The sequence below is a fragment of the Nocardioides pocheonensis genome (assembly GCF_003725535.1).
Lineage (GTDB): Bacteria > Actinomycetota > Actinomycetes > Propionibacteriales > Nocardioidaceae > Marmoricola > Marmoricola pocheonensis.
The window spans coordinates 17,121-33,044 of record NZ_RJSF01000003.1 but is presented as its reverse complement, the minus strand read 5'-3'; the positions used below and the strand labels follow the sequence as shown (position 1 = coordinate 33,044).

18 protein-coding genes are annotated in these 15,924 nt (G+C 71.6%); 9 read left to right on the top strand and 9 right to left on the bottom strand.

The window, feature by feature from the left end:
- Window positions 1-27: 27 nt before the first annotated feature.
- The gene (locus EFL26_RS23970) at window positions 28-507 is read left to right on the top strand and encodes a hypothetical protein (RefSeq protein ID WP_183407969.1); all 480 of its coding nucleotides are present in this window, start codon (window positions 28-30) and stop codon (window positions 505-507) included.
- A gap of 40 nt (window positions 508-547) precedes the next feature.
- On the opposite strand, the gene EFL26_RS00575 is transcribed toward EFL26_RS23970, so the two are convergent.
- Window positions 548-1,444, bottom strand: coding sequence for a hypothetical protein (locus EFL26_RS00575; RefSeq protein WP_123220944.1), 897 nt, complete (start codon window positions 1,442-1,444; stop codon window positions 548-550).
- Between the two features lie 80 nt (window positions 1,445-1,524).
- Window positions 1,525-2,163: a TetR/AcrR family transcriptional regulator gene (locus tag EFL26_RS00570; RefSeq protein ID WP_221176783.1), complete on the bottom strand. Its 639-nt coding sequence runs from the start codon at window positions 2,161-2,163 to the stop codon at window positions 1,525-1,527.
- Between the two features lie 62 nt (window positions 2,164-2,225).
- On the opposite strand from EFL26_RS00570, the gene EFL26_RS00565 reads away from it, so the two are divergent.
- Both EFL26_RS00565 and EFL26_RS00560 read left to right on the top strand, forming a co-directional pair.
- Entirely contained in the window at window positions 2,226-2,636 is a 411-nt protein-coding gene (locus EFL26_RS00565; RefSeq protein ID WP_123220942.1) for a nuclear transport factor 2 family protein, read from the top strand.
- A gap of 2 nt (window positions 2,637-2,638) precedes the next feature.
- The gene (locus tag EFL26_RS00560; RefSeq protein ID WP_123220941.1) at window positions 2,639-3,508 is read left to right on the top strand and encodes an SDR family oxidoreductase; all 870 of its coding nucleotides are present in this window, start codon (window positions 2,639-2,641) and stop codon (window positions 3,506-3,508) included.
- A gap of 16 nt (window positions 3,509-3,524) precedes the next feature.
- Here the strand turns inward: EFL26_RS00560 and rocD are convergent, their stop codons facing one another.
- The 6 genes from rocD to EFL26_RS00530 all read right to left on the bottom strand — a co-directional run bounded on the left by rocD (window position 3,525) and on the right by EFL26_RS00530 (window position 8,878).
- Window positions 3,525-4,757, bottom strand: coding sequence for an ornithine--oxo-acid transaminase (rocD, locus tag EFL26_RS00555; RefSeq protein ID WP_123220940.1), 1,233 nt, complete (start codon window positions 4,755-4,757; stop codon window positions 3,525-3,527).
- 14 nt (window positions 4,758-4,771) lie between these two features.
- Window positions 4,772-5,770, bottom strand: coding sequence for a hypothetical protein (locus tag EFL26_RS00550; RefSeq protein WP_123220939.1), 999 nt, complete (start codon window positions 5,768-5,770; stop codon window positions 4,772-4,774).
- A 107-nt stretch (window positions 5,771-5,877) separates the two neighbouring features.
- A complete protein-coding gene (locus EFL26_RS00545) occupies window positions 5,878-7,362 on the bottom strand; it encodes a sugar transferase (protein WP_123220938.1) in 1,485 nt (494 codons plus the stop codon).
- Window positions 7,363-7,372: 10 nt separating this feature from the next.
- Entirely contained in the window at window positions 7,373-7,654 is a 282-nt protein-coding gene (locus tag EFL26_RS00540) for a DUF2516 family protein (RefSeq protein ID WP_245999921.1), read from the bottom strand.
- A 170-nt stretch (window positions 7,655-7,824) separates the two neighbouring features.
- Window positions 7,825-8,394 (bottom strand): hypothetical protein, encoded by a 570-nt coding sequence (locus EFL26_RS00535; RefSeq protein WP_123220937.1) that lies wholly within the window; start codon window positions 8,392-8,394, stop codon window positions 7,825-7,827.
- A 1-nt stretch (window position 8,395) separates the two neighbouring features.
- Window positions 8,396-8,878: a helix-turn-helix domain-containing protein gene (locus EFL26_RS00530; RefSeq protein ID WP_123220936.1), complete on the bottom strand. Its 483-nt coding sequence runs from the start codon at window positions 8,876-8,878 to the stop codon at window positions 8,396-8,398.
- Between the two features lie 153 nt (window positions 8,879-9,031).
- Between EFL26_RS00530 and EFL26_RS00525 the strand changes: the two genes are divergently transcribed.
- Window positions 9,032-9,988 carry an asparaginase gene (locus tag EFL26_RS00525; protein ID WP_123220935.1) on the top strand — a complete coding sequence of 319 codons (957 nt, stop codon included), beginning with the start codon at window positions 9,032-9,034 and terminating at the stop codon, window positions 9,986-9,988.
- A 108-nt stretch (window positions 9,989-10,096) separates the two neighbouring features.
- Here the strand turns inward: EFL26_RS00525 and EFL26_RS00520 are convergent, their stop codons facing one another.
- On the bottom strand, window positions 10,097-10,345 hold the full coding sequence (locus EFL26_RS00520) for a PspC domain-containing protein (protein ID WP_123220934.1): 249 nt from the start codon (window positions 10,343-10,345) through the stop codon (window positions 10,097-10,099).
- Window positions 10,346-10,681: 336 nt separating this feature from the next.
- Between EFL26_RS00520 and cysC the strand changes: the two genes are divergently transcribed.
- The 5 genes from cysC (at window position 10,682) to EFL26_RS00495 (ending at window position 15,920) form a co-directional block, all read left to right on the top strand.
- Complete coding sequence (cysC, locus tag EFL26_RS00515) at window positions 10,682-11,884, top strand: adenylyl-sulfate kinase (RefSeq protein WP_123220933.1); 1,203 nt, start codon at window positions 10,682-10,684, stop codon at window positions 11,882-11,884.
- Window positions 11,884-12,846 (top strand): sulfite exporter TauE/SafE family protein, encoded by a 963-nt coding sequence (locus EFL26_RS00510; RefSeq protein ID WP_123220932.1) that lies wholly within the window; start codon window positions 11,884-11,886, stop codon window positions 12,844-12,846. Before cysC ends, EFL26_RS00510 begins: the two co-directional genes overlap by 1 nt.
- Before the next feature lie 42 nt (window positions 12,847-12,888).
- Window positions 12,889-13,617, top strand: a complete 729-nt coding sequence (locus tag EFL26_RS00505) for a histidine phosphatase family protein (protein WP_123220931.1) — start codon at window positions 12,889-12,891, stop codon at window positions 13,615-13,617.
- A 111-nt stretch (window positions 13,618-13,728) separates the two neighbouring features.
- On the top strand, window positions 13,729-14,643 hold the full coding sequence (gene cysD, locus EFL26_RS00500) for a sulfate adenylyltransferase subunit CysD (RefSeq protein WP_123220930.1): 915 nt from the start codon (window positions 13,729-13,731) through the stop codon (window positions 14,641-14,643).
- Complete coding sequence (locus EFL26_RS00495) at window positions 14,643-15,920, top strand: sulfate adenylyltransferase subunit 1 (RefSeq protein WP_123220929.1); 1,278 nt, start codon at window positions 14,643-14,645, stop codon at window positions 15,918-15,920. The genes cysD and EFL26_RS00495 overlap by 1 nt, the downstream gene beginning before the upstream one ends.
- Window positions 15,921-15,924 lie beyond the last annotated feature (4 nt).

Genomic DNA, 15,924 nt, shown 5'->3' with positions numbered 1-15,924 from the left:
CAGTCGCGGAGTGACCTTCCTGGAGGGATGAGCATGGGCTTCATGGACAAGGCGCGCGCCGCGGCGAGCGACCTGGCAGCGAAGGCGGACACGGCCCTGGCGAACTCCGGACTCGGAGCCCCGGGCGCCGGCGAGGCCAACAGGTACTTCCACGACCTCGGCGTCCTCACCTTCCTGGCCGAGAACGGCCGCCCCGCCTCGGCCGAGGACCGCGAGCGGGTGATGGCCGCACTGCGTGAGATGGACGCCCGGGGCGCGATCGCGAGCTTCACGCTGCAGACGGCCGCGGCCCCGCCGCCACCGCCGCCGCCCGGAAGCGCTGTGCCCCCGCCTCCGCCGGGAAGCCCCGTGCCCCCGCCTCCGCCGGGAAGCGCTGTGCCCCCGCCTCCGCCGGCCTCTTCGCCGCCCCCTACGCCGGCCGACGCTCCCGCCGCCGAGGAGCACCCGGCCACTGCGCCGCCGCCCCCGCCGCCGTCGTGGGCGAAGGGCGACGACGACCAGGGCTGACGACGAAGGAGCGAGCACTGCCGACAGGCAGGTCGGAACCTCACCCAGGCCGTCGCGCCGCCGCACCGCACCTGTGTCGGCGAACTGCCTGTTCAGCGGACCGCAGGGCCACCACGTCCGCCAGAGCGTCCCGCACGTACGCCGGCCGGTGCATCGCGTCGTCCCAGACGAAGCGCACCACCAACCAGCCGCGTCGAGTCATCGCGGTGTAGCGGCGAACGTCGTCGCGGAATGCCTCCGGCAGCGCGTGGAACTCGAAGGACTCGGCCTCCACCGCGATGCGCAGCCTGGCGTCGGTCAGGTCAGCGTGACCGATCACGCCGACCGCCCCCTGCGGCACGACCTCGAGGCCGGGCACGTCGAGCGCGATCGCGCGGAGCACCGACTCGAACGGGTTCGAGGCGCGCCCGTCGGCCGCCCGTGCAACCCGGACGGCGGAGGCCCTGCCGGTGCGCGCGGATTGAGACGCGGCCACCAGCAGGCGAGATCGGGACACCGCGCCCGATCGCAACGCCGAGTCCGCCACCGCCAGCGCCTCGTCGAACGGCAGCACACGGGCGCAGTCGAGCACGGTGCGCACGGGATCGGTGACACCGGCCGCGAGCTCGACGTCCGTCAGCATCGACCAGTGCAGATCGACGCCCTGTGCGTCGACGCGACTGCGGCTCCGACGCACCGTCACCGACGGAGCGGCCGGTGGTGACTTCACCTTCCAGCCGTGGGCGAGTGCGGCACTGAGGTGGGAGACGACGCCGCGCAGGCGTGCTGCGGCCACACGGCCCTCGTTCGCCGCCGGAAGCGCGTAGCGGTCGCGGGCGATCCGTGCCACCGAGCCGTTCGCAACCGCCGCGTCCAGGGCGCGCCGCGAGCAGAGGCCCAACAGGCCCTTCCGGTCGCTGACGCCGCCGAGCCTCTCGAGCGCTTGGGCGACCTGCACCCGGCCATGCTGACCTCTCGGCCGCGATCCCCGCTTGCGCCGTCCACAGCCCCGCCCAGCGCAGACCCGAGCCTGCGCCCTCACCCGGGAAGCAGAGCCGCGATCAGTGCGTCGCCGACGAACTCGCCGTACTGCTTGAGGGACCAGCCGGACTTGAGGACCAGCTGCTCGTAGAGCTCCGCGGAGCTGTAGACGCACAGGATGTCGGTCGCCCGGCTGAGTCCGATGCCCGGTCGCAGCCACCCGCGGCGCTGCAGGCGACGGGCGTTGTGGCGCATCCGTGTGCGCTGCTGCGTCTCGACCTCCTCGAGGAGCGCGGTCATCTCCGGGTCGGTTGCGGCCGCACCTCGCACGAGCAGCAGCACCGGGGCCAGCTCGGGCGCGACCTCGGTCGTGAACTGTCCCCACCCGCGCAGGACCCGGCGAGGGTCGGTCTCGGTCGAGCTGAGCAGGTCGGAGCGCTGCGGCGCGGGCACGGGGCCACGGCCGCCCAGACCGCGCTCCCACAGCGCCCGGACGATGCCCGACTTGCCTCCGAACGCCTTGTAGACGGTCTCCACGGACGTCCCCGCCTCGGCTGCGATCCGAGCCACCGTGGTCGTGGCGTAGCCGCGCTCGAGGAACTCACGGCGCGCGACGTCGAGGATCGACGCGCGGGTGCGCTCCGCCTGGGCCCGCCGGCGGCTGGCGTCGTACCGTCGCTTGCTCTTGACTTCCACGACATTCCGTTCCATGGTGGTGGATCGAATACTGACAACTGTATCAGTTAGTGGTGAGGTCCATGTCCGACCCGATGCAGGTGATCGACCGGCTGGTCGCCGCCACGAACGCCCACGACATCGAGGCCCTGGTGGAGTGCTTCGCACCGGACTACGTCAACGAGACGCCGGCGCATCCTCCGCGCGGCTTCACCGGACGTGACCAGGTCCGCCGCAACTGGACCTCGATCTTCGGCGGGGTCCCGGACATCACGACGCACGTGACCGCGAGCGTCGTCGACGGCGACCGCGCCTGGACCGAGTGGGAGATGAGCGGCACGCGGCGGGACGGCGCACCGCACGCCATGGCAGGGGTGATCATCTTCGGCGTCCGCGACGACCGGGTGACCTCGGCCCGGTTCTACCTGGAGCCCGTCGAGCAGGCCGGCGGTGACGTGAACACCGCGGTCGCCGACGCGCTCAGGACGACGTAGCCGTGATCCTCGTCGCCGGCGGCACCGGCACGCTGGGCCGCGAGGTCGTCACCCGGCTCCGCGCCTCGGGCCAGGACGTGCGCGTGCTGACCCGGTCCGCGGCCCACGCCGAGGGGCTCGACGCCGAGGTCGCGATCGGCGACGTGCGGGACCCGTCGACGCTACCCGCGGCGGTACGGGGGTGCTCCGCGGTGATCTCGGCGGTCCACGGGTTCGTCGGCGGTCGCGGCGCGGGTCCGCGCGAGGTCGACGACGAGGGCAACCGACACCTGGTGCAGGCGGCCGTCGACGCCGGCGTGCGGCAGTTCGTCCTGCTGTCCGTGCTCGACGCGGGGCCCGACCACCCGATGTCGCTCCATCGCGCGAAGTACGCCGCGGAGCAGCGCCTGCGCAGCAGCGGTCTCCCCTGGACCGTCCTGCGTCCGTCGTCGTACGTCGAGACGTGGGTGCGGATCGTCGGGGCCAAGCTGGCGTCGGGCGGGCCTGCGCTCGTCTTCGGCCGGGCCGACAACCCGATCAACTTCGTCTCCGCCCAGGACGTCGCGGCCCTCGTCGAGCGGGCAGCCGCCGATCCGGGACTGCGCAACCGGGCCGTCGACGTACCGGGGCCCGACAACCTGACGATGACCGAGCTGGCCGAGCACCTCGGCGCGACCAGCGTCAAGCACGTCCCGCGCGCTGCCCTGCGGGTCCTGTCCACCGTGCTCCCGCCGTTCGCGCCGGCCTTCGCCCGCCAGGCGCGCGCTGCCGTGGTCATGGACACCACCGACATGACGGCGGACGCCACCGCGGTCCGGGAAGCGTTCCCCGACCTCAGCTGGCACCACGCGGCAGAGATCGCGCACGGGTTCCGCGCCGGCTCCGGGGCCTGACCCGAGGCCGCCCCGGTCAGCCGGAGCAGACCTGCCGGAAGGCCTCGACCAGCAGGTCGACGTCGTCCTCGGAGGCGACCAGGGGAGGCGCCAGCCGGACCGTCTGGCCGTGCGCCTCCTTGGCGAGCACGCCGTGGTCCAGCAGCCGCTCGCAGACGTCACGCCCCGTGCTCAGCTCCGGGTCGATGTCCACGCCTGCCCAGAGGCCTCGGGCGCGCACCTCGGTGACCCCGTGGCCCACGAGGCCGCCGAGACCGTCCGCCAGCCGGCGGCCCAGCGTCTCGGCGCGCTCCTGGAACTCCCCCGTGTTCAGCATCGCGACGACCTCCCGGCCGATCGCCGCCGCCAGCGGGTTGCCGCCGAACGTCGACCCGTGGGATCCCGGGGTGATCACCTCGAGCACGTCTCCGTCGGCCGTGATCGCCGACACCGGGAGGACCCCGCCACCGAGCGCCTTGCCGAGGATGTAGACGTCGGGCACGACCTGCTCATGGTCGCAGGCGAAGGTGCGCCCGGTCCGGGCGAGGCCCGACTGGATCTCGTCGGCCATCATCAGCACGCGGGTGGCGTTGCACAGCGTGCGCACCTGCTGGAGGTAGCCGTCCGGCGGGATGACCACACCGCCCTCACCCTGGATCGGCTCGAGCAGCACGGCGACGGTCGAGTCGTCGATCGCGGCCTCGAGGGCGGCGATGTCGCCGTACGGGACGAGCCGGAAGCCGGGGGTGTACGGCGCGTAGTGCGCCGTGGCGACCGGGTCGGTCGAGAACGACACGATGGTGGTGGTGCGGCCGTGGAAGTTGCCCTCCATCGCGACGATCGTCGCCTGGTTCTCCGGCACGCCCTTGACCAGGTAGCCCCACTTGCGGGCGACCTTGATCGCGGTCTCGACCGCCTCGGCGCCCGAGTTCATCGGCAGGATCATCTCCTTGCCGGTGAGCCGCGCGAGGTCGCGGGCGAACGGCCCCAGCTGGTCGTGGTAGAACGCCCGCGACGTCAGGGTCAGCCGCCCGAGCTGCTCCTGCGCCCGCTTCACCAGCCGGGGGTGGGAGTGGCCGAAGTTCAGGGCGCTGTAACCGGCGAGGCAGTCGAGGTAGCGACGGCCCTCGACGTCGGTCACCCAGGCGCCCTCGCCGCTCTCCAGCACCACCCGGAGCGGGTGGTAGTTGTGCGCGGCGTAGGCCTCGGTGAGCTCGATGTGGGCCTCGGTGGCGGTGTGCGGCAGGCTGCCGTCCGTGGACGTGGTCATGCCACGATCGTGCCCTACCCGCTGCGGTCGTAGACGGAGCCCCTCGTGACCAGCGACTTCTGGTCGGGCCGGCGGTCGGCGTCGCAGTAGATCGGGTACGACCCCTCGGGGGTCGGCCACTCGTCGACGTCGACGTTCGCGATGCCGGTGAGCCTCCGCGTGCTGGAGATCCCCCGCAGGTACGCCGTGCAGGCCGCGTCGAGCCCGGCGTACGCCGCGTCGCCGATGTCGAGGTAGCGGCCACCCACGCCGGGGCGGACGGCCTTGGCGCCGGGGAAGGCCCCGGCCGCGACCGCGTCGACCGCCTCGATCACCGCGATCCGCTCGCGGTCGTGGCCGCGGGCGCAGTCGACGAACAGCAGGGCGTGGCTGTCGATGCAGGTGCGCAGGCCCGTCGGGAGCGCCTTCGTGAAGACCTCCTGGTAGCGCGTGGACCGGGGCTGCGACCAGGTCAGCGTGCACCCGAACTCGCGGACGCCCTTGCTCCACAGCTGCGGGGGCGCCGGCGCCCACCCCAATGAGGCACCGGCAGGCAGAGCCGGCCGCATCACCGCGCCCGGGAGACCGCTCTTCGCGACCGCCTTCGCGAGCCCATCGGTCATGCAGCCTCGCGCGACGCTCCGCGCGACGGTGTCGTAGAGCGGGGTCTGCCGCCGCAGCAGGGCGGCGTAGTCGCCGAGCTGCCCGTCCAGCTCGGGCAGGCGCACCACCTTGTAGACCTCGACGGCATGGTCGTCCCCGCACGAGACGCCGTGCGCGAACGCCGGCCAGGCGGCGACCGCCCGCGCCGCGACGAGGTACGGGACGTCGTACCGGGCCGACATCTTCAGCACGTCCTGCGGGTCCGCGCCGAGCAGGTCGGCGGTCCAGCAGGTCCCCTCGGCGAAGTCGGCCGGCCCGTCGCCGTTGCCCGACGCGCCGCCCGCGCCGCCCGCGCCCGGCAGCGTGCCCTGCGAGCACCCGGCGGCGAGCACCAGCAGCACGACCAGTGCGGCGAGCAGGCGCAGCGACATCCGGGCGACCTTCCTGGGTAGGGGTCCGGTGCGGTCATCGTAGGCAACGGCACCGGGAGCCTGACCGAGTCGTCTCGGGGCCGGCCGGGACCGGCGGCCCGGCGGCGTCAGTAGGCCCCGCGCGTGACCAGCACGGCCTTGACGGTCTTCACCATGATCACCAGGTCGATCACCATCGACCAGTTGTCCACGTAGTAGAGGTCGAGGCGGACCGCCTCCGACCAGGGCAGGTCGGACCGGCCGGACACCTGCCAGAGACCTGTCATGCCGGGTCGTACGAGCAGGCGGCGATGGGTGTCCTGCTCGTACTGCTCGTACTCGTTGACCAGCGGGGGCCGGGGTCCCACCAGGCTCATCTCGCCGCGCAGCACGTTGAACAGCTGCGGCAGCTCGTCGATCGAGAACTTGCGGATGAACCGCCCCACGGTCGTGACCCGCGGATCCTCGCGGATCTTGAAGAGCACGCCGTCCTGCTCGTTCGCGTGCGCGAGGTCGGCGAGGCGGGCCTCGGCGTCGACCACCATCGAGCGGAACTTGATCATGTCGAACTCGGCGCCGTCGGCGCCGACGCGGCGCTGCCGGTAGAGCACCGGGCCGCCGTCCTGGAGGCGGACCATCAGGGCGACGAGCAACAGCAGCGGGGAGAGCACGGCGACCAGCACGGCGGCGACCACCAGGTCGAAGGACCGCTTGGCCCAGCCGCCCGCGCGGTCGCTCTGCGGTTCCTCCACCTGCACGAACGGCAGCCCGGCGACGTGCCGCATGTGCACCCGCGGGCCGGCGATGTCGGTGAGGGACGGCACGACCAGCATGTCGAGCTCGAGCCCCTGCAGCGCCCAGCCGAGGCGGCGCAGGTCGGCGGCGGAGGAGTAGGAGCCGCCCGCGACGATCACGCCGTCGACGTTGTGGTCGGTGGCCAGCCGGCGTACGTCGTCGATCTCGCCGAGCACCGGTACGCCGACGTCGTCGGCCTGCTGACCGCTCGGTGCGCACATCCCGATCACGCGGTACCCCATCCAGGGCGCCCGGGCGAGGACGTCGACGATCTCGCGCACGGCCTGCGGCGACCCGAGCGCGATCATCCGGATCGAGAGGCGCCCCTGCTGGCGCGCGAGGTGCAGGGTCCGCCGGTCGATGTAGCGCGCCAGCACCAGCAGCGGCGTGCCGATCACGAAGAAGAGGATCGGGTAGCCGCGCGTGGGGTGGTGGGCGGCGAGGAAGCCGAAGGTGCACGCGACCCCGAAGGTCACCAGGGAGGCGACCGCGATCGCGCGGAACTCCTCGAAGCCGGCGCCGTAGTTGCGCACGCGGTAGGCGCCGAACAGCACCAGCAGGAGCAGCCAGAGGGCGATCATGCCGGGGCCGAGGATCGGCGACCAGTGGTAGGGATAGGGCCGCTCGAACCACAGGTTGTCGACCCTCGCCTGGTACCACCAGGCGATCACCGAGGTCACGAAGAGCACACCGGCGTCGAGGAAGAAGATGCCGAGCACCATCTGTCGGATCCGGCGCTGGAGGTGCGTGCGCGACGGCGCGACAGGCTCGTCCCCGGGGGACGAAGCCTGTGGCTGGGTCGCCGGCATCGCACTCATCGCGGAGTGATCAACGACGACGGGTCAAGGAGGCAACGGCAGGGCGTACGTCGAGCAGGTAGACGAAGGCGGCGATCGTGCCGGCCAGCATCAGGAACATGCTCGCGAGCACCAGGTCGACCACGAAGGCGAGCCCGAGGATCCACAGCCAGGCGGCCTTGGTCAGCTTGTCCGCGGCAGGGAAGGCCGCGGCCGGACGCAGGACCGCGTCGACGAGCGCCCAGAGCTTCACGAGGAGGAGCGCGATCGAGATCCAACCCATGACCGTCGACTCGAACTGGAACACGTGCACGGACCAACCCTAGGACCCGGCGCCCGACCCGGCCCCCGTAATCGCACTTGTCGGTTTCGCCCGATCCGGGCCCGGATCCTGGGCCGGGAACGCGAAGACCCCCGGGCCGGGGGCCCGGGGGTCGTGCGCTGGCGTCGCGGTAGGGAGGTACCGGTGACGTCAGACCAGGGTCAGGAGGCCTTCTTGGCGGTGGCCTTCTTGGCGGTGGTCTTCTTGGTGGTGGTCTTCTTGGCGGTGGTCCGCTTCGTGGCGGGGGCCTTGGTCGCCTTGCGCACGGCGGGCTTCACGTTGGCGACCGCACGGACGCCGTCCTTGCGGAGCGCCGCGACGAACTTCTCGCCGCGCGTCTGGAGCTCGGCGTAGGTGCTGTTGAGCTCGTCGAGGGCCTCGTTGAGGCGGGCCTCGAACCGACCCGGGAACTCCTTGGCGTCCTTCTGCAGCTCGGTCACGCGCGCCTCGAAGCGGGCCTGGGCCTCCTTGGCCTCCGCCTTCAGCTCCTCGACGCGGGTGCGGGCCTGCGCCTGCAGGGTCTTGGGCTCGAGCTCGACCTTCGACACGCGGGCCTGCACGTCGGACACGCGCGACTGGACGTCGGTGATCCGCTCCTGCGTGGCCTTCTGCGCCTCGGTGGCGTAGCCGCGAGCAAGCTCGACGGCCAGCTCGGTGGCTCCGGCGACCGCGAACAGCGGCTTCTTCGCCTCGGTCTTGAACTGCTCGACGTTGAACTGGGTCTTGGCCATCTCAGATTCCTTCTGTTGGTGTCGTCTGGCCGGGTGATCCGGCCTGGACGTCGGTGGGGGCAGGCGTCCCGTCCTCGGAACGCGCAACTTCAGTGCCCGGATCGAGCGCCTCGTGGGCGTCGGCCAGGACGGACACGGAGCGGAAGGCCTTGTACACCTCGAGCAGCGACTGCTTCTGCCGCTCGGAGAGCACGGGGTCGGCGAGGACGGCGAGCTCGACCGAGCGCACCTCGTCGTCGTCGGGGTTGAGGATTCCTGCCTGCACGTACACCTGCTCGGCAGAGATCCGCAGCGCCTTGGCCAGCGCCTGGAGGACTTCCGCCGAAGGCCGGCGCAGGCCCCGCTCGATCTGGCTGAGGTAGGGATTGGACACTCCCGCCTGCTCCGCGAGCTGGCGCAGGGAGAGCTCGGCCGCGACCCGCTGCTCACGCAGGTAGCTCCCGAGAGACTCGACCGTGAGGCCGACCTTGGACTTTTTGCTCACGACTCCATCCTGCTAACTCTTGCTAGCACATGCAAGTCGGACACCGGTGACGACAGTCACAAAACCCTTGCAGTACGGCGATCTTCAACCAAATGCCGTGCTAGCAAGCAGACCCTCATGGCCGGTCGTGGAGGGTCACCTACGCTGAACGGCATGCTGCCCGCCATCGCCGAGATCGTCCGCTCCGGCTTCGTCGAGGGTCACCACTACGGGTCGCTCGTGGCGCTCGACCCGAGCCACGAGGTCGTGCACGCGCGCGGCGAGGTGGCGACCACGATCCTCCCGCGGTCGTGCAACAAGCCGATCCAGGCGGTCGGCATGGTGCGCGCCGGCCTCGACCTGGACGGCGAGCTGCTCGCGCTCGCCTGCGCGTCGCACTCCGGCGAGCCGTTCCACGTCGAGGGGGTACGCCGGATCCTCGCGCGTGCGAGCCTCGACGAGTCGGCCCTCCAGACACCGCCCGGGTGGCCCCTGGACGACTCCGTCCGCGACGAGCTGGTGCGCAGCGGGGGCGCGGCGAGCCCGGTGCACATGAACTGCTCGGGCAAGCACGCCGCGATGCTGCTCACCTGTGTCACCAACGGCTGGCCGACCGACAGCTACCTTGCGCCCGACCACCCGCTCCAGCAGGCGATCGCGACGACCTTCAGCGAGCTCACCGGGGAGCCGATCGGCCACGTCGCCGTCGACGGGTGCGGGGCTCCCCTGCTCGGCACGTCGCTGACCGGGCTGGCCCGGGCCTTCTCGGTGCTCGCGACCGGAGCGGCCCCGGAGGAGGCACGGGTCGCGGATGCGATCCGCCGCCATCCCGAGTTCGTGTCCGGCACGAACCGGGACGAGTGCGCGCTCCTGCGGGCGATCCCGGGCGCCGTCGCGAAGGCCGGCGCGGAGTCGTGCTACGCGGTCGCGCTGGCCGACGGCCGGGCCTTCGCCCTCAAGACCGACGACGGGGCGCCGCGGGCACGGCCGGTCGTGATGGCCGCCCTGCTGCGCCACCTCGGTGTCGACACCGAGCCCGGCGTCGACACCGACGCGGTCCGGCGTACGGGGGCGGCGCCGCTGACCGGCGGCGGCGCCGTCGTGGGCGAGATCCGCGGGCTCGTCGCCTGACCCCGATGGTTGAGGTGCGGTTGCGCAGCAACCGCCTCGAAACCCGGCGACCTCACCCCAGGTGGTCGAGGTGCGGTTGCGCAGCAACCGCCTCGAAACCGGCTGACCTCAGGCGCTGGGGGTGTAGGTCGGCGGGACGGTCAGGGTCTCCTCCGCCGGCATCAGGATCCACAGCACCGGGTAGATCAGGATCTGGCTGCCCGGGATCACCATCAGCAGCAGCACGAACAGGATGCGCGCGGTCCAGGGCGTGAGGCCGAAGCGCTGGCCGAGACCGGCGCAGACGCCGCCCAGGACCCGCCCCTGCTGGGGCCGGACCAGGCCGTTGCGGGCGAAGCTCTGGTGGATGTCGTTCATGGTTGGTGCACTTCCTCGGTTTCCGTGCCGGGTTCTCCCGACACCTCCACTGTGCACCTTCCGGGCCGCCCGCCACATCGGGTGATGCCCCGCCCTGACCCTGAACCTGACGAGCCCGGTCTCGGGGTCGCGCACGGCCCGGTGGTTGAGGTGCGAGCGGCCGGTGGTTGAGGTGCGAGCCCTTCGGCAGGCTCAGGAACCACGCCGGCGAGCCTCTAAACCTCCGGACGTGCGCGGAGTCCGCACCGCGCAGGCGTCTCCAGGTTTCGAGGCGGTTGCCGGCGCAACCGCCCCTCAACCACCTGCGGCACGCGCGGGCTCTGGCACGATGTCCCGGTGCCAGGCCCTCAGTACTGCCCGTCGCCCCGCGAGCTCGACGACCTCGAGCTGCTGCTGAACGGGGCGCTCGCGCCGCTGCGTGCGTTCGAGACCGACGGGCCCGTGTCCCTCGACCTCCCCGCGGACCTCGCGGGGGCCGGTGAGATCGAGCTCGTGGACCCCGAGGGCCTGCCGCTGGCACGGATCTCCGGCGAGACCCTGACCGCACTCGGTACGCCGTCCCACGGCGCCTTCCGACGCCTGCACCTCGACCCGGCCACCGTGCGCGCGCAGCACCCCGGGGCGCTGACGGTGCCGGTGGCCGGCGCGCTCACGGAGAACGACCTCGACGCGATCGGCAAGGCACGGGGAGACCGTCCCGTCGTGCTGCTCGCCCTGACCGGCACCGGCACACCGCAGGGCCTGACCGGCGTCGGGCTGGTCCGGGCGACGCTCGCGGCCGCCTCCCTGCTCGGTGACGCCCATGTCGTGGCCGTGCCGCTGCCCTCGCACGGCGACGCCGCCGTCGACCACGACCTCGGCGTCCGGGTCGTCGGCAACTACGCGCCGGGCGAGGTGCTGGCGGTCACCGGGGAGGGCGAGCTGCCGGAGCCCGTCGCCGACGTCGTCGCGCACGACCAGCCCGACGAGCGCGGGGTCGTCGTGTTCTTCACCGGCCTGTCGGGCAGCGGCAAGTCCACGCTGGCGCAGGCCCTCAACGACCTGGTCCTGGAGGGCGGCGAGCGCACGGTCACGAGCCTCGACGGCGACGTCGTACGCCGGCACCTGAGCGCGGGCCTGACCTTCTCGCGTGAGGACCGGGAGACCAACATCCTGCGGATCGGCTGGGTGGCCGCGGAGATCTCCCGGCACCGGGGCATCGCGATCTGCTCGCCGATCGCGCCGTTCGACCAGACTCGCAAGCAGGTGCGCGCGATGGTCGAGGCCGCCGGCGGGGAGTTCGTGCTCGTCCACGTCGCCACGCCGCTGGAGGAGTGCGAGCGGCGCGACCGCAAGGGGCTCTACGCCAAGGCCCGGGCCGGCGAGATCCCCGACTTCACCGGCATCTCGAGCCCCTACGAGGAGCCCGAGGACGCGACTGTCCGCGTCGACACGACCGGCCGCACGATCGAGGACGCGCTCGCCGACGTGCTGGCCGTCCTTCCCTTCGACGTACCGCTCCCGACCGGGGCGGCAGACACCAGGAGCGGGGACCGCTGATGCACGACCTCTTCACCACGGACGCTCTCTCGGTGCTGGTCGTGGCCTTCGGCGTCGGGATCGTCGTCGGCCTGACCGGCATGGGCGGCGGCGCCCTGATGACGCCGGCACTGATCTTCCTCGGCATCAACCCGGCGGCCGCCGTGGCCAACGACCTGGTGGCGGCGAGCGTGAACAAGTCGGTCGGCGCGGCCGTCCACTGGCGGACCGGGTCACCGAACCTCCGGCTCGCCGGTCTCCTGATCACGGGCTCGGTGCCGTTCGCCTTCGCCGGCGGCTTCATCGTCAAGTCCGTCGGCGACGCCGAGGCGCGCGCCGCGTTCCTCACCACCGCGATCGGCTGGGCGCTGCTGCTGGCCGCCGGCAGCTACGCGTTGCGGATGTACCTCCAGCTCCGGTTCGTGACCGGCGGCAACGTGCTCAGCACCGAGGAGCCGCACGTCCGCGCAGCGACCACCATCGCCGTCGGCGCCCTCGGCGGCCTGCTCGTGGGCATCACCAGCGTCGGTTCGGGCTCCCTGATCATGGTGGCGCTGCTCCTGCTCTACCCGACCATGTCGGCGGTGCGGCTGGTCGGCACCGACCTCGTCCAGGCGGTGCCGCTCGTGCTCGCCGCAGCCGCCGGGCACGTCCTCACCGAGGGCATCACCTGGGCCGTGCTGGTCCCGCTGATCGTCGGCGGCACGCCAGGCACCTTCTTCGGCGCCCGCCTCGCCGGCTGGGTCTCGCAGTCGGTGATCCGGCGCGGCATCGTGATCGTGCTGTTCCTGACCGGGCTCAAGATGCTCGGCGTCCCGCCCCACTGGGTGGGCATCATCGGTGCCGGCATGCTCCTGCTCGGCCCGCTGGTGTGGGGCTTCATCCGCCAGGCGCACGGGCTGCCCAACTTCGACAACGACTCCACCGCCTGGCGCCTGCCCGACCGGCAGCCCGACCCTCGCAGCGACACCGACGCTCCGTAGCATGCGTGCCATGACGCGCACCGAACCGGAAGCCCCACGGTGATGCGTCTCCTGCTGCTCCGCCACGGTCAGACGCACGGCAACACCGCCGGTGCGCTGGACACCGCCGCGCCCGGCCTGCGGCTGACCGAGCTCGGCCACCGGCAGGCGGAGGCAGCGGCCCGCGCGCTCGCCGACCGCGGCATCGACCAGATCTACGTGTCGACCCTCGCGCGCACCCACGAGACGGCCGCCCCGCTCGCCTCGGTGCTCGGCGTCCAGCCGCGCGAGCTCGAGGGCCTCCGGGAGATCGCGGCCGGCGACTTCGAGATGGCCACCGACCACGACTCGGTCGCCGGCTACATCGGCACGGTCGCGGACTGGCTCGAGGGCCGCTACGACACCCGCATGCCCGGCGGCGAGTCGGGTCACGAGTTCCTCGGCCGGTACGACGGCGCGGTCGCCGCCATCCACCGCTCCGTCGAGGACGCGGGCCACGCGTGCGCGCTGATCGTGAGCCACGGCGCGGCGATCCGCACCTGGGTCTCGGCCAGGGTGCCCGGCGTCGAGTCGCACGCCCGCGCGACCGACCCGCTGCACAACACCGCCTGCATCGAGCTGGTAGGTGATCCGGTGCAGGGCTGGGAGATCGACGCGTGGCACTCCGAGCCGGTCGGCGGGGCGTTCCTCGACGACCTCACGGCTCCCGACCCCACCGGCCAGGCCACCGACGAGGCCCTCCACCCGGCCGCCGAGCCGGGCCCGGGTGAGGACGATCACGCCAGAAACTAGAACCTATTCTAGTTTTTTGTGAGAGGATGACGGGGCATCCCACGGCACTCGATACGATGTCCGCTGCCCTACGAGGGTGCCCCCCAGGGCGCAGAGCCACGAAAGGTCCCCATGACCCAGACCCACCCCGACTACCAGCTGAGCCAGCTCGACCAGCTGGAAGCCGAGTCGATCCACATCTTCCGTGAGGTCGCCGCGGAGTTCGAGAAGCCGGTGCTGATGTTCTCCGGCGGCAAGGACTCCATCGTGATGCTCCGCCTGGCCGAGAAGGCGTTCTACCCCGCGAAGATCCCCTTCCCCGTGCTGCAGGTCGACACGGGCTTCGACTTCCCCGAGGTGCTGGCCACCCGCGACTCCTGGGTCGCGCGCCTCGGCGTACGCCTCGTGGTCGCGAGCGTCGAGGAGGCCATCGCCAAGGGCATCGTCGTCGACGACGGCAAGACCTCGCGCAACCGGCTGCAGATCGGCACCCTGCTGAACGCGATCGAGGAGGAGGGCTTCACCGCCGCCTTCGGTGGCGGACGCCGCGACGAGGAGAAGGCCCGCGCCAAGGAGCGCGTCTACTCCCACCGCGACGACTTCGGCCAGTGGGACCCGAAGAACCAGCGCCCCGAGCTGTGGTCGCTGTACAACGGCCGGATCCACGGCGGCGAGCACATGCGGATCTTCCCGCTGAGCAACTGGACCGAGCTGGACATCTGGCACTACATCGGCCAGGAGCAGATCGAGATCCCCTCGATCTACTTCTCCCACCAGCGGCGGGTGTTCCAGCGTGACGGCATGCTGCTGTCCGAGAGCGAGCACAACCCGCTCAAGTCCGGCGAGACGGTCGAGGAGCGCACCGTGCGGTTCCGCACGGTCGGCGACCTGACCCTGACCGGGTGCGTCGAGAGCACCGCCTCGACCATCGACGAGATCATCGACGAGATCGCCGTGGCGCGCGTGACCGAGCGCGGCGCGACCCGTGGCGACGACCGGTTCTCCGAAGCAGCCATGGAGGACCGGAAGAAGGAAGGCTACTTCTGATGAATGCCACCCCTGAGAACCACCCGGGGCGGTCGATGGACCTCCTGCGCTTCGCCACGGCCGGCTCCGTCGACGACGGCAAGTCGACGCTGATCGGCCGGCTGCTGCTGGACTCCAAGGCCATCTTCGAGGACCAGCTCGAGGCGGTCGAGGCGACCAGCCTCTCGAAGGGCTACGACTACACCGACCTCGCGCTGCTCACCGACGGCCTGCGCTCCGAGCGCGAGCAGGGCATCACGATCGACGTCGCCTACCGCTACTTCGCCACGCCCAACCGCAAGTTCATCATCGCCGACACCCCGGGCCACGTGCAGTACACCCGCAACATGGTGACCGGCGCCTCGACCGCCGACCTGGGCCTCGTGCTCGTCGACGCCCGCCAGGGCCTCACCGAGCAGTCCCGCCGGCATGCAGTGATCCTCTCGCTGCTGCGCGTGCCGCACCTGGTGCTCGCGGTCAACAAGATGGACCTGGTCGACTACGACGAGACCATCTACCAGGAGATCTACCGCGACTTCACGTCGTTCGCGACCAAGCTGAACATCCCCGACCTCGAGGTCATCCCGATCTCGGCGCTCAAGGGCGACAACGTCGTCAAGCGCTCGGAGAACATGCCGTGGTACGACGGGCCCAGCCTCATGCACCACCTCGAGCACGTGCACGTCGCCTCGGACCGTGACCTCGTCGACGCGCGCTTCCCGGTGCAGTACGTCATCCGGCCGAAGTCCGACGACTTCCACGACTACCGCGGGTACGCCGGCCAGCTCGCCGGCGGCGTCCTCAAGCCCGGCGACGAGGTGGTCGTGCTCCCCTCGGGCATGACCAGCCGGATCGCCGCCATCGACCTGTTCGACAAGGAGATCGCCGAGGCGTTCCCGCCGATGTCGGTCACCGTGCGTCTCGAGGACGACGTCGACGTCTCCCGCGGCGACATGATCGCCCGAGTCAAGAACGCGCCGACCCCGAGCCAGGACATCGACGCGATGATCTGCTGGATGACCAACGAGCCGCTGCGTCCGCGCCAGAAGCTCGCGATCAAGCACACCACCCGCACGGGCCGCGCGCTGATCAAGGACATCCAGTACCGCCTCGACGTGAACAGCCTCCACCGCGACCAGGAGACCGGCGAGCTCGGCCTCAACGAGATCGGGCGCGTGCAGTTGCGGACCACCGTGCCGCTGCTGTGCGACTCCTACTCGAAGAACCGCACCACGGGTTCGTTCATCCTCATCGACGAGGCCACCGGCGTCACCGTCGGCGCGGGGATGATCAACTGATCGG